General features: G+C 58.8%; 8 protein-coding genes and 2 pseudogenes. 7 read left to right on the top strand and 3 right to left on the bottom strand.

Going from position 1 to position 13611, the window contains the following annotated elements; all coding sequences use genetic code 11:
- Positions 1–1738: cache domain-containing protein (locus tag H7B90_RS28520; RefSeq protein ID WP_185139296.1), on the bottom strand; the 1738-nt coding region annotated here is incomplete at its 3' end.
- A 193-nt stretch (positions 1739–1931) separates the two neighbouring features.
- On the opposite strand from H7B90_RS28520, the gene H7B90_RS28515 reads away from it, so the two are divergent.
- Together H7B90_RS28515 and H7B90_RS28510 are read left to right on the top strand one after the other, a co-directional pair.
- On the top strand, positions 1932–3674 hold the full coding sequence (locus tag H7B90_RS28515; protein ID WP_185139295.1) for a glycoside hydrolase family 43 protein: 1743 nt from the start codon (positions 1932–1934) through the stop codon (positions 3672–3674).
- Positions 3671–5182: a glycoside hydrolase family 28 protein gene (locus tag H7B90_RS28510; RefSeq protein ID WP_185139294.1), complete on the top strand. Its 1512-nt coding sequence runs from the start codon at positions 3671–3673 to the stop codon at positions 5180–5182. The genes H7B90_RS28515 and H7B90_RS28510 overlap by 4 nt, the downstream gene beginning before the upstream one ends.
- 116 nt (positions 5183–5298) lie before the next feature.
- Here the strand turns inward: H7B90_RS28510 and H7B90_RS28505 are convergent, their stop codons facing one another.
- On the bottom strand, positions 5299–6177 hold the full coding sequence (locus tag H7B90_RS28505; protein ID WP_185139293.1) for a helix-turn-helix domain-containing protein: 879 nt from the start codon (positions 6175–6177) through the stop codon (positions 5299–5301).
- Positions 6178–6257: 80 nt separating this feature from the next.
- Here H7B90_RS28505 and H7B90_RS28500 point away from each other — a divergent pair, with 80 nt between their 5' ends.
- Genes H7B90_RS28500 through H7B90_RS28490 form a run of 3 tightly spaced genes read left to right on the top strand, consistent with a single transcriptional unit; the run spans position 6258 to position 9389 of the window.
- Positions 6258–7151 (top strand): pectinesterase family protein, encoded by an 894-nt coding sequence (locus tag H7B90_RS28500; RefSeq protein WP_185139292.1) that lies wholly within the window; start codon positions 6258–6260, stop codon positions 7149–7151.
- Between the two features lie 37 nt (positions 7152–7188).
- The gene (locus tag H7B90_RS28495) at positions 7189–8253 is read left to right on the top strand and encodes a dienelactone hydrolase family protein (RefSeq protein ID WP_311772832.1); all 1065 of its coding nucleotides are present in this window, start codon (positions 7189–7191) and stop codon (positions 8251–8253) included.
- Complete coding sequence (locus tag H7B90_RS28490; protein ID WP_185139297.1) at positions 8250–9389, top strand: glycoside hydrolase family 88/105 protein; 1140 nt, start codon at positions 8250–8252, stop codon at positions 9387–9389. The genes H7B90_RS28495 and H7B90_RS28490 overlap by 4 nt, the downstream gene beginning before the upstream one ends.
- Positions 9390–10086: 697 nt before the next feature.
- On the opposite strand, the gene H7B90_RS28485 is transcribed toward H7B90_RS28490, so the two are convergent.
- Entirely contained in the window at positions 10087–10752 is a 666-nt protein-coding gene (locus H7B90_RS28485) for a hypothetical protein (RefSeq protein WP_185139291.1), read from the bottom strand.
- Between the two features lie 784 nt (positions 10753–11536).
- Here H7B90_RS28485 and H7B90_RS28480 point away from each other — a divergent pair.
- Together H7B90_RS28480 and H7B90_RS28475 are read left to right on the top strand one after the other, a co-directional pair.
- A pseudogene (locus H7B90_RS28480) lies at positions 11537–12715 on the top strand (IS256 family transposase).
- Between the two features lie 64 nt (positions 12716–12779).
- A pseudogene (locus H7B90_RS28475) lies at positions 12780–13469 on the top strand (IS3 family transposase); the annotation flags it as partial.
- Between the last annotated feature and the right edge of the window lie 142 nt (positions 13470–13611).

Here is a 13611-nt window from a genome sequence, read left to right as displayed (position 1 = left end):
CCTTGAACTCGGCCATGGCCGCCAGCAACCGTTCGACCGCGCGCGGAATGAGCTCCTGCTCTCGGCTGCGAACGACCTGCAGAACCGCTTCCGCCAAGCCGTCCGGCACCGGTCCGTCGCCGAGACCGCCCGCGTCCTCCGCGAACAGGACGGAGGCGCGATATTGGAACTTGGCATGCTGCAAGCTGCCGTTCGCTTCTTCGTACAGCCGCTTCAGCTCGCCGGAGTCGGCGGACAGGCGGCTGACGCCGATCGTGCATGCCTTGACGGGCCAGGACCGGATTCGCTGCTCGAGCAGCTCCCACCTCGGCCGGGATTGGCCGTCGTCCCCGAAGCTCCCCGTCTCCCGTTCGCTCAGAATGAGCACCGCCGCTTCGCCGTGCGGGAAGAAGCCGCGGCAGGTGACCGTCTCTTCGAACAGCTCCTCGGTCAGTCGCGGCAGGCCGCGCATCCGCTCCCGAAGCGCATCGGACGTCATGCCGTCGTCCTCCTCGGAGCGGATCAGGCGAAGCACCGCCACGCGGAAGGACGCGGGACCCTCGGCATTCCTCAGGGGAGGCAGCGCGGACGGGAGCCGATCGTCCGACCGGTACGGCGACGTAAGCCAATTCAGCAGGGCGCTGTCCTCGTTCTCCCGGGCGAGCTCCCCGAAGCGCCCGGCGATGCGTTCCAGCTCGCGGTTCGCTTCGGCGAAGCCTCCGCCGCCTCCCGCGAAACCTCCGCCTCCGATGCCGCTCGCGAAGCCAAGACGCTCGCCGGAGAGGCTGCGGATCGCGCCGAACAGCGTGCCGATCGGCTTGTACATTCGATGCGAGACGAGAGCGGCGATGATCGCGGCGGCGGCCATGAGGGAGAGGCAGAGCCAGACGAGAAGCTTGAGGGCGCTCGCGATGTCGCGGACGCTGTTCTCGTAGGGAGTCTCGGAGAGCAGCCACAGCCCTCCCCGATCGGCCTGACGGTAGGTGATCAGCTTGCGGCCGTCCCGGTCCGAATCCCAGACGAGCGTTCCGGCCTTGGCCGTCCCGCCCGCGATGGTCCCAAGCAAGTCCGGGTCGAAGCCGCTGTCCGCCGGCCCGTTCTGCATCAGAACGGAGCCGGCGGCGTCCAGCACCGCATAGCGGGTATCGCCGTCTTCGCTGGAGGTGAAGAGGTTGCGCTGGAGCTTCTGCAGATTGACGGTAATCGCGATGGCGCCGGCGTATTCGCTGCTGTCGAACGCCCTGTCGTTGTAGAACACCGTCAGGAGCGCGCTCGGCTTCCCGTCGTTCATCGTCGCGGTCCACATGAACGGGGATTGCTTGATCACGCTGCCCCGGATTCTCTCGAACAGCTCGCGCTTGGCGTCGGGGCTGAGCGGATTGTTCTCGAACATGAGAGCCGGTTCGTCCTTGCCCATAATGTAGGCGTTTTCAAGATACGGGTTGACCGTCAGCGTGCCGCGAATCTGGCTGAGCGCGCCGTAGAGCTGATCGCTCCAGCCGTTGTCCTCGCTCTGCATGACCATGTTGATGTTCGGATTGCGATAGAAGTCCATCGTATAGTTTTGCGCCGTGTCGATGTATTTGTCCAGCACCGTCTCCGTGTTCAGAAGTACGCTCTCGTTCGCCGCGTTGACGTTGTCGATCGTCTTGGCGCGGAACCAGACGAACAAGGCCGAAGCCAATACCAGCACCGAGCATGCGGCGATGAGCGTCAAGCTTAAGAAAAAGCGAATTTTCAGCTGTCTTTCTCCCCTCATGTCGATCGCTCCTTTGTCTTTTTACTATACATGCTTTTGACCGGGAAGTTAACCGCCGAAAACATGCTGGAGAGAGGTTTTAGAACAAGAAAATATAATTATAGGAAAAATGAGCAAGATTATTTTATCTTTTTGATCCTCTTATGAACTATACTGAATGGGCTTCCAATTCATGTGGCATAGGAGGATAACGATGCGCAAGTTCCGCAACCCGGTGCTTCCGGGCTTCTATCCCGATCCGTCCGCCATCCGCGTCGGAGAAGATTATTACCTGGTGACGTCCAGCTTCGAATTCTACCCGGGCGTTCCGATCTTCCACAGCCGGGACCTCGTTCATTGGCGCCAGCTCGGCCACGTGCTCGATCGCCCGTCGCAGCTGAATCTGGACGGCATTCAGCCGTCCCGGGGCATCTGGGCGCCGACGCTCCGGTATCATAACGGAGTCTATTATATGATTACGACGCTCGTCGACAACGAGAAGGAATGCCATAACTTCTACGTGACGGCGTCCGATCCGGCAGGCCCCTGGTCCGATCCGGTCTGGCTGGACGACGCGCCGGGCATCGACCCTTCGCTGCTGTTCGACGACGACGGCAAGGTCTACTATACGGGCAACCGGGTTCCGCCGGAAGGGCAGCAGTACCCGAAGCATATGGACATCTGGCTCCAGGAGCTGGACGTCGCGAGCGGCCGTCTCGTCGGGCCGAAGACGAGCATCTGGCAAGGGGCGCTTAAGGTCGCGCACGCCCAGGAAGGGCCGCACTTGTACAAGATCGGCGACTGGTATTACCTTCTGATCGCCGAGGGCGGAACCGGCCACACGCACGCCGTCACGATCGCCCGCAGCCAGACGCCGACGGGGCCGTACGAAGGCTACAAGGGCAACCCGATTTTGACCCATCGTCACCTCGGCCGGGATTATCCGATCGTCAACGTCGGGCACGCCGAGCTGATCGAGACGCAGAAGGGAGACTGGTGGATGGTCTGCCTCGCCTCGCGTCCCTACGGCGGGTACTATCGCAATCTCGGCCGCGAGACGTTCCTCGTGCCGGTCCGCTGGGAGCGGGAATGGCCGGTCGTCAGCCCCGGCAAGGGCGTGGTCGAGCTCGAAGGAGCGGCGCCGGACTTGCCGGAGACGCCTTGGCCGCCGCTGCCGGCGCGGGACGACTTCGACGGGCCGGAGCTGGGGCTTGTCTGGAACTTCCTGCGCACGCCTCGGGAGAAGTTCTGGAGCCTGTCGGAGGAGCCGGGATCTCTGAGGCTCGCGCTGAGACCGGTGTCCGTCGCCGAATGGGGCAATCCGTCGTTCGTCGGCCGGAGGCAGCAGCACATGAGCTTCCGGGCCGAGACGGCGGTCCGCTTTAAGCCGGCGCGGGACGGAGACGCGGCGGGCCTCGTGCTGCTGCAGAACGCCGACTTCCAGTTCCGGCTGGAGTACGGGCGGTTCGGCGGGAAGGCGGAGCTGCGGCTTACCGAGCGTGTGGCCGGTGAGGAGCGGGTGCTGGCTTCGGCGTTGTATGACGGAGAAGCGCTGGAGCTTCGGGTCGAGGCGCGCGGCCAGGCGTACCGCTTCGGCTGGCGCGCAGAAGGGGCCGTAGCTTGGCAGCCGATCGGCGGCGAAGCCGACGGCACGATTCTGAGCACGGACCGGGCGGGAGGTTTCACCGGAGCCTATATGGGCATGTACGCGACTTGTGCGGCGGGAACGGCGAACGGCTGGGGCGGAGGTCAGGCCGAGACAGGCGGGCAGGCTGGCGCAGTGAGGAAGGCTGGAGTAGGCGGGCAGGCTGGCGCCAGCGAGCAGACCGGGCCGGACGCGGATGGCCAACGCGAAGCGGTCAGGCAAGCCGGAACCGGCGCGGAGGGTGCGTCCCGGTACGCGTTCTTCGACTGGTTCGGCTATGAACCGCTGGAAGAGCAGGAGGAGCGCCTATGACCGGACCGGCGAAGACGAACGGGGAGGCGCAGTCGCTGTTGAAGTCGCAGTTGAAGTCGCAGTTGAAGTCGCAGTCGAAGCCGGGGTCGAGCGCCCCTTATCCGGTTCCGGAGCTGCCGCGCATTCCGGACCGGACGTTCGACGTGACCGACTACGGCGCCGATTCGGCCGATCCACTCGCTCTCTGCACCGAGGCGTTCCAGCGGACGCTCGACGCCTGCTCGGCCGCCGGCGGCGGGCGGGTCGTCATCCCGCCCGGCCTCTGGCGCACGGGGCCGCTTCGCCTGCGCAGCCGCCTGGAGCTGCACGCCCGGCCGGGCGCGATCGTCCGATTCGAGCCCGATCCCGAGCTGTATCCGCTCGTCCGCACGCGATTCGAAGGCAGGTCGGACATCCGTTGCCAGTCGCCGCTTCAGGGAGACGATCTGGAGGACGTGGCGATTACCGGCGGCGGCGTGTTCGACGGAGGCGGCCAGGGCTGGCGGCCGGTCAAGCGCTTCAAGCAGACGGACGTTCAGTGGGAGCGGCTGCTCGCATCCGGCGGAGCGGTGAACGAAGCCGGGGATCTGTGGTGGCCTTCCCGCGAAGCGATGGAAGGAGAGGAGCGGGTCCGCGCGTTGCGGGAGAGCGGCGAGACGGATCCGGACGCGTACTTGCCGGTCCGCGCTTACCTGCGCCCGGCGATGCTGGGGCTTCACGGCTGCCGCCGCGTCCTGCTCGAAGGGCCGACGTTCCAGAACTCGCCCGCCTGGTGCCTGCACCTGCAGGACTGCGAGCAGGTGACGGCGCGCGGCCTGCACGTCCGCAATCCGTGGTTCTCGCAGAACGGGGACGGCCTCGACCTGGAGTCCTGCCGACACTCTCTGGTCGAGCGGTGCACCTTCGACGTGGGCGACGACGCGATCTGCCTGAAGTCGGGCAAGGACGAAGAGGGACGCCGGAGGGGGCTGCCGTGCGAATACGTCACGGTGAGGGAGTGCACGGTGTACCACGGCCACGGCGGCGTCGTCATCGGCAGCGAGATGTCGGGCGGCGTCCGGGCGGTGCGCGTCTCCGACTGTCAGTTCATGGATACCGACATCGGCCTCCGCTTCAAGAGCGCGAGGGGACGAGGAGGAGTCGTCGAGGATATCGTCATGGAGCGGATTCGCATGTGCGGCATCGAGCGCGAGGCAGTCTCTTTCCACCTTTTCTACGCGGGGGTGGAGGGTTCGGAAGGCAATGACGAGCAGGTTCATCCGGTGACGGAAGAGACGCCGGTGTTCCGCGACATTACGCTGCGGGACCTCGTCTGCGTGGGGGCGAGGACGGCGCTGCTCGTCAACGGGCTGCCCGAGCTGCCGCTGAGCCGGTTGACGATCGAGGGCTTCGACGCGGAGACGGAGCGCGGCTTACTCGCGCGATATGCCGACGGATTGAAGCTGGAGCGGCTGCGGCTGCGGACCGCCGAGGAGCCGGTCGTCTCGCTCCACCGGTGCGCGAACGTGGCGACGGACTTCGAGGCGTGAGTTCTTCCGTGCCAGAAGCCGGGAAAGCCGAGGCACCTGAGCCGAAACGACTGAGGCGGAAAGACTGAACTGGAGCACCTGAGGCGGACAGGGCGTGCAGGTTCCCCGCGTCGCGGTTAACCCTCGGCCGGGCCGTCCGGGCGGATCGCTCCCGTCTTCGCTTGCTTGCGGTACTGCATCGGCGTCAGGCCGGTCGCCTTCTTGAACGCTTTGTTAAAGTGGGACAAATACTCGAAGCCGACGGCGGGCGCGATCTCGTTCATCCGCATCCGCGTGCCGGCCAGCAGCCGCTGGGCTTCCCTCACCCGCAGATGAAGAATGTATTCGCGGAACCCGAACCCGGTGAGGCGGTGGAAGATGCGGCTCAGGTAAGAACTGCTCACGAAGAAGCGCTTCGCCGTCTCCTCCAACGTCAGCGATTCCCGGTAATGCTCTCCCAGGTAGGAGGCGATCTCCGACACCTTGTGATGGAGGGAGTCGCGGGGAACGTCTGCGGACGGGGCGCGCTCGCAACGGCCGAGAAGCACGACGAGCTCCGCGAGCAGCGATTGGCAGCAGGCGTCGTAGTATGGCTTCGCTTGGGAGCACTCCTCCAGCATCCGCCGCAGGATCCGCTCGGCTTCGGCCCTCTCGCGAAGCGTCAGCGCGAAGACGCGGAACCGCCTCTCGCCGGCGAGCAGGTCGAGCGGCCTCAGCGAGGGCGGCAGCACGTCCTGGTCGTAATGGATCAGAATCCGCTCGAACTCCGCCACTTCGGAGCTGGCCGTCGAATGCACTTCGCCTTCGGCGATCAGGATGAGCTCTCCCTTGCGCACCGTGACGACCCGGCCGTCGACGAAGTAGACGCGCTCCCCGTCCAGCAAGTAATAGAGCTCGATCGCGGAATGGCTGTGGGGACGCGGCATTGCGGTCGCTCCCTTGCGCTTCATGTGCTGGATGCTGAGCTTGCCTTCGCCAAGTTGATATTTGGGATGGAGCTCCGTCGTCGCCGCCATGGACGTTCCTCCGAATTTGCGAGATGATGGTTCTACACAAGTATAAAGGATATCCGATTCGATAGAAAAGGAGAGCAAGCATGCGAATGATAACGGTATCCGCGCAAGGCGAAGCCGATTATAGGCGGCTGCAGGAGGCGATCGATTCGATCCCGGCGGGCAGCGGGGAAGCGACGACGATCCGCCTGAGGCCGGGCATCTACGAGGAGAAGGTGACGGTGCCGAAGGACGCGCCGCCGATTCTGCTGCTCGGCGAGGACGCGGAACGCACGATCGTCACCTGGTCGGACAACGCGCACACGTTAGGGCCCGACGGCGAGCCGCTCGGCACGTTCCGCACCGGTACGCTGAACGTGTTCGCCGCGAATTTCACGGCCGAGAACGTGACGATCCGCAACGCCTCCGGCCCGGGGACGGGACAGGCGGTGGCGGCGTTCGTCGACGCCGACCGGGCGGTGTTCCGCCGCGTCCGGCTGCTGGGCGACCAGGATACGCTGTATGCCGGCGGCGGCAAGCACTACTACGACGACTGCTGCATCGAAGGCGACGTCGACTATATCTTCGGTCCGGCGACGGCGGTGTTCGACCGTTGCCGCTTGCACAACAAGCGGTCGCGGAGCTATATCACGGCCGCTTCGACGCCGGAGGGCGCCGCGTTCGGGTACGTGTTCCTCGATTGCGAGATTACTGGAGGCGACGGCGTGCGCGACGTCTATCTGGGCCGGCCTTGGCGCCCGTATGCCCATACGGCGTTCATCCGCACCCGGATGGACGGCTGCGTGGCGCCGGAAGGCTGGCACAATTGGGGGCAGCCGGACCGGGAGAAGACGAGCCGCTACGAGGAGTACGGCAGCACCGGGGAAGGAGCCGCGCCGGAGAAGAGGGCGGATTGGTCCCGGCAGCTGTCGGCGGAGGAGGCCAAGGACTACCGGATTCTCCGCATCCTGGACGGCTGGCACCCGGAAGGGTATTAACCGAATCGTACGAGACGCTTAAGGGGAGGGCGGCAACGTGGACATCGAGCGGTATTTGAGTTCGCTGACGGAGCAGGCGGCCGAGCGGCGCAGGTTCGCGCGCGGCGACGGCGCGGACCCTGCGGACCGGGAGGGGAGGCGTGCGCGGCTGCGGGAGAGCTTCTCCCGGCTGCTCGGGGAATTCCCGGCGGAGGAGCAGCCTCCCGAACCGCGGCTGCTGGAGCGTACGGAATGCGACGGGTATATACGGGAGAGAGTTGAATTCGCGACGGTCGAGGGGCTTCGGATGCCGACGTACGTGCTGATGCCGAGGCGTCCCGCCTCCGTGCCGGCGGCGGCGGTCATCGCGCTGCACGGCCACGGCTACGGCAGCCGCGAGATCGTCGGCCTCGAGCCGGACGGCTCCGAGCGCGCCGGCCATCCCGGGCTGCACAAGGACTTTGCTATCTCGCTCGCGCGCGAAGGCTTCGTCGTATTCGCGCCGGAGCTGATCGGCTTCGGCGACCGGCGGCTAGAGGAGGACAAGCAGGAGAAGCCAGGCCAGAACTCCTGCTTCCGGCTGGCGGCCCACCTGCTGCTGACCGGCCGGACGTTGGCCGGCCTTCGGGTTCGCGAGACGATGCGGGCCGTCGATTACGCCCGGAGCTTGCCCGGCGCCGATCCGAACCGCATCGCCGTCATGGGTATCTCCGGCGGCGGCCTCGTCGCGGGCTTCGCGGCGGCACTGGACGAGAGAATCCGCTGCGCGGTCGTCAGCGGATACGCCAGCTTGTTCGCGGAGAGCATCCTGGCGCGCAATCACTGCCTCGACAACTACATTCCCGGCATCCTGCTCGAGGCGGAGATGCCGGAGCTGCTCGGCCTGATCGCACCCCGCGCCCTGTTCTTGGAGTCGGGGGACGCCGACCGGGTGTTCCCGCGCGAGGCGGCCGAGAAGGCATATCGCGAGCTGCAAGGTCTTTATTCGGAAGCGGGTGCGCCGGGCTCGCTGGCGGCGGACTTTTTCGCAGGGGGACATGAGATTCACGGAGAGCCGGCGTTCGCGTGGCTGCGCGAGCGGCTGGAGGCGCCTCCGACAACCGGGAGAGGGGAATCGCGATGAACGCGGAACGGAATTTGGATAAGTTGAAGGGCTGGTCGCGCAAGGTCGCCGACACCATTCTCGGCCAGTGCCGCGAGGACGGGCTGCACCCGTATCCGCTGGAGCGGTGGGCGTACGTGCCGGGCATGCTGCTCATGGCGATGGGACGCGCGGGCCGGCAGCTGGGCGACGAGAGGTATTCGTCCTTCATGCAGCGGCATATGGACCTCTACATCGGAGAGGACGGATCGATTCGGACCTATTCGCTGGAGGAGTACAATCTCGATCAGATCAACCAAGGTAAAAATCTGTTCATGCAATACGAGAACACCGGGGCGGAGCGCTATGCCAAGGCGGCTCATACGCTGGCGGCCCAATTGATCGGCCAGCCCCGTACGTCGGAAGGGGGCTTCTGGCATAAGAAGGTGTACCCGTTCCAGATGTGGCTGGACGGCTTGTACATGGCTTCGCCGTTCCTCGCGGAGTATGCCAGGACGTTCGACCGCCCGGATCTGACGGACGAGACGGCGCATCAGCTGCTGCTGGTCGAGCGGCACATGCGCGACCCGCGGACCGGCCTGCTGTATCACGGCTGGGACGAGTCGAAGGAGCAGGAATGGGCGGATTCGCTGACGGGCCGGTCGCCGAACTTCTGGAGCCGGGCGATGGGGTGGTACGCGATGGCGATCGTCGACTGCCTGGAGCACTTCCCCGTCGCGCACCCGAAGCGCGGCACGATCGTCGGCATCTACGAGCGAATGTGCCACGCTCTCGTTCGCGTGCAGGAGCCGGAGAGCGGCCTATGGTACCAGGTGCTCGACCAAGGCGACCGGAAGGGCAATTATCTGGAGGCCACGGGTTCGATCATGTTCGTCTATTCGATGGCGAAGGGACTGCGTCTCGGCTATCTCAGCCCCGTCTTCCGTTCCGCCATGCTCCAAGGCTACGAGGGCATCGTCGGGCGGTTGGTGACGGAGGACGAGCAGGGCGTACATCTGCATCAAATCTGCCACGGAGCCGGCCTCAGCAAGGACCGCAACGGCTCGTTCGACTACTACGTCTCCGAGGCGGTCGTCTCGGACCACTACATGGGCGTCGGTCCGCTGCTGCTCGCGGCGCTGGAGGTGGAACGTTACCTGGAGGAGAAAACCACGTAAAATATAATTGGGCCGGAGGTTCGTTTGAATTCTCCGGTCATTTGCGTGTCTTCTGCAAATGTTAAGTGCATCTCGGGAAGTCTGATGGTCGAAGCAGATCGGCGGGCGAACGGGCGCATCAGCTAATTTTATCAAACATTGATGACATTATTTGACGGTGAAAAGTTGTTATATTTCTGTACACGCCAAATTAACATTATCGTAATAAGGCCTTACCTTAGGCGGTTCTCTTAATTCCGCATTGTAAGGCCAAGTATAAAACCCTTGAAAAGGGTACAGGAAATATGCGTCCGCTCCCAAGCAGTACGCAACTTACCCAATGCTGGACATGTACTCGTTCTCGGAACAATCGCAAGGTAAACCAGCGCGTATGAGAATGACAGCAAGGAACGTGTGCGGCTGAATCGGCTAAGCAAGTCAGGCAAAAAGCTGTACCGAAAGCGAAAAGTTAAATAAAGTGAAGTTTTCCTAATGCCAACCAGCTCCAGGGGTTTCGCTATTGCCGTTCGTGAGGTGATAATGTCACGGATCAGGCGCTAATGGTGGTAAATATACAAAACATGGAAAGAGGGTACCCTTTTCTAAAACAATAGAAAAACCCAGCCGTCTTGAAACAAGACACTGGGTTTCCCGACAACCTGACTCTATCGAATGATAGTGCCATTGTAATAATCCATTCGGGGGACAACGAGAGACATTAGGTTTCAGGAAAATCTAAATTAACAATATATATCGCAGAAGTTTCATTTGCAGTAGGGCGATAAATACCTAAACTAACACCACCATAAGAAGCTGTGTAATAATCAGAATGGTTTGCTGTCGTAATAAGCCCCTTTTTCTTACCAGGAACTTTTAAATTGAATGTATTTTGATATTGATACGAATTTGCAAACTCTACCCCGACTTGTGCTTTGAAAAACTTAGCAAACTCTGCGTTCACAGAGACTGTGGTTTTAGTGCTATGGTTACGTGTAATCGTCGTAGACATGGATTGCTCAGTATTTGTAGTGTTTGACATAAAAGTATTTGTAAAATCATAGTCTACTGGACCGTAATATGAGACAAAATTAGTTGCAGTTGCCCTTGCACTTTTAACTAATGAAGAGGAGTTAGCAGCTTCTTCTTTTCGTTGAATATACTGTTGCTGCTGAAGTGCCATAAATTGTTTTGCTTTTGTATTATTATTGAAATAATACACTGGGATAATCTGACCAGTTGATGTAGTTGTGTACTCGGTCTTATCAGGAGTTACACTTTGGGTAGTGATAGAAGACGATAGTTGTGGAGATGCTGCTGAGACTGATGCAGCAGAAAGACTGAGCGCCAAGCAACTCATACTTGCAATTTTTAAATAGCGGTTCATATTCTACCTCCCAATATTTAGAATCATGTACACTATAGCGCGTTTATTCCAAAATGAACCAATCTTTAGAAAAAATTTAACAAATTAAATTCTTCTAAAGCGAAACGGCCGTACCCACAGTAAATCTCTCGCTGTGACTAGGCCGTTTCTTTTTGTTTATAAGTGGATTTATTAGAACTCTTTTGGTGGGGCAACTATTGGTTAAACAATAAAGGACCCATACCTTCTCTCTACTTTTCTTTGCTTAGTGGCATTCTAGGAAGTTTAAGAATATAAAAACACCCTATTAAAAGGAAAACAGTCCCTATGATTTGGTACGAAAGTATAAAACTTTCTAGTAAAGTAACATATGAATTCTCAGAATAGTTGCTATTGGAATTGCTTAAATAAATTGCAAAAGAAGAATTTCCTTTTTCAATACTATGTTTTAAAAGATAATAACCTGCAATGATGAAAAATAGAGAAATGATTTTTTGAATAGTAATTATTAAGAGTTTTCCCATACATACCACCCCTCTTTTACTCCATTAAATTGATCGCAACCAAGTCGGCCCCTGTGTAGGTCAACCTTTGAGTAAGGATATTGTATAACATAATCCATTTTATTAACAAGTAACCATAAAGGCAAAATGTTGTATGGGATTAAGGAATTTCCTCTTAAATGAAACACAATTACGAGTCTGTAAAATCGTTTGTGTAAACTCTCAAACCTACTAAAATGGAAGTAGTAGAAAGGTTGGGAGCACACATGGGGTTATGGTCGAAGTAGCAGCTTCGAGCGTTTATCAAGGAGAACAACCTGGTCACCGCTCAGGACGCACAGAACGCTTTAAAAGACTTGTTCGCTGAAACGTTGCAGGAGATGCTTGAGGCCGAGATGGACACGCATCTGGGATACGAGAAGCATGACGTACAGAACAAGCAGACGAGCAACAGCCGCAATGGGAAAAGCAAAAAGATGATTACGAGCGAGTACGGCGAGCAGGAGATTGCCGTCCCTAGGGACCGTCAAGGTGAGTTCGAACCGCTCGTCGTCCGGAAGCATCAATCGAACGTAACCGGCATTGAGGACCAGATTATCGCGCTCTACGCCAAGGGTGTCAGCGGGAAATTCAAGATCATTTGCAACAGCTGTACGGCATCGACGTGTCTCCGACGATGATTTCGAACGTGACGAACAAGATCGTACCGCTGATCAAGGAGTGGCAGAATCGTCCGTTGCAAGCCGTTTACGCCGTTGTATTCCTGGATGCCATTCACTTCAAAGTAAAGCAAGATGGCGCGATCGTGAACAAGGCGGCCTACATGGTCATCAGTATCGATCTGGACGGCAAAGACGTGCTGGGCATGTGGATCGGCGAGAACGAATCCGCAAAGTTCTGGCTGAGTGTGCTGAACGACCTTAAGAACCGTGACGTCCAGGATATCCTGATCACGTGCGTCGATAACCTGACCGGCTTCTCACAAGCCATCACGGCCTCCTACCCGAAGACCGAGATCCAGAAGTGCCATCATCCACCAAATCCGCAACTCCACACGCTACGTGTCCTACAAAGACCTCAAGAAAGTGACGGCGGATTTAAAGCCGATCTACAAGGCTTCAACAGAAGAGATGGCGTTGGTGGAATTGGATCGCTTCGAAGAAACCTGGGGCTCCAAGTATCCGCTCATCATCCGTTCATGGCGCACCAACTGGGAGGAGCTCGCGACGTTCTTCAAGTATCCGCCGGAAATCCGCAAGCTGATCTACACAACGAATATGATCGAGAGCTACCATCGTCAGCTACGCAAGGTAACCAAGGGCAAGAGCATCTTCCCGACGGACGAGGCATTGCTAAAGATGCTGTATCTGGTCACCATGGACGTTACCCGTAAATGGACGGGCCGTGTCCAAAACTGGGGTCAAATGCTGCTGCAGCTCTCGGTCTTCTTCCCTGAGCGCATTGGCCAGCATCTGCCGTGAGGGTCGATCTCCCCCTCGTGGGAGATTCTCTATAAATGAGTTTACACAAAAATCTTGACAGACCCGGCTCATCAAAATGGTCCTGGAACATGAGTTTAACGTGATTTACAACCGAAAACGGATTCGCAGGCATATGCAAAACCTATACCTTGTTTGTCCTCACCGAAGACCCAATCCATACAGACTGATAGCCAAGGCCATTCAAGAGCACCGCGTCGTCCCCAATAGGCTGCAACGGGACTTTAAGAAGGAAATCCCGGGTCTTGTGCTACTCACTGACATCACATACCTTCCCTATGGAAAGTCGGAGATGGCCTAATTATCGACCATTTTGGATGCGTCAACGGGGGAACTTCTAGCTCACAATTTCTCCACTCGCCTCACCATGTCCTTAGCAACGGAGACCATCGAAAAGCTCTCGAAGCAAAGACGCCTAAAGCTGCATAAAGAGGCCTTTATCCATTCAGACCAAGGATGTCATTATACAAGTGCCAAATACCAAGAACTGTTGAAAGAGAAGGGGCTCGGCCAGTCCATGTCCAGGCGGGGAAACTGCTGGGACAATGCCCCCCAAGAGTCCTTCTTTGGCCATCTGAAAGACCACGTCATAAGTCGCAATTGCTCTTCCATAGACGAACTGAAACGTGAGATCGATCGCTACATTCATTACTACAATAACTACAGGTATCAATGGGGATTAAAAAAGATGACCCCTGTTCAGTACAGGAATCATCTTCTTTTGTCAGCCGCTTAGCTCTTTTTTTGAAGTGTCCTTGACAAAGGGGCCAGTTCAATTCGACCTTGAGGACAGCCCTTTTATGCACATTCGGTTAATTCGCCGTCGGCGCGCCATTTATTTTTTTTGCTTTTATTATCTCAACTTTCGCAGCATGAAA

Source organism: Cohnella xylanilytica (assembly GCF_014212175.1).
GTDB classification, from domain to species: Bacteria; Bacillota; Bacilli; order Paenibacillales; family Paenibacillaceae; genus Cohnella; species Cohnella xylanilytica.
The sequence above is the reverse complement of the archived record's forward strand: the minus strand, read 5'-3'. Positions and strand labels throughout refer to the sequence as shown.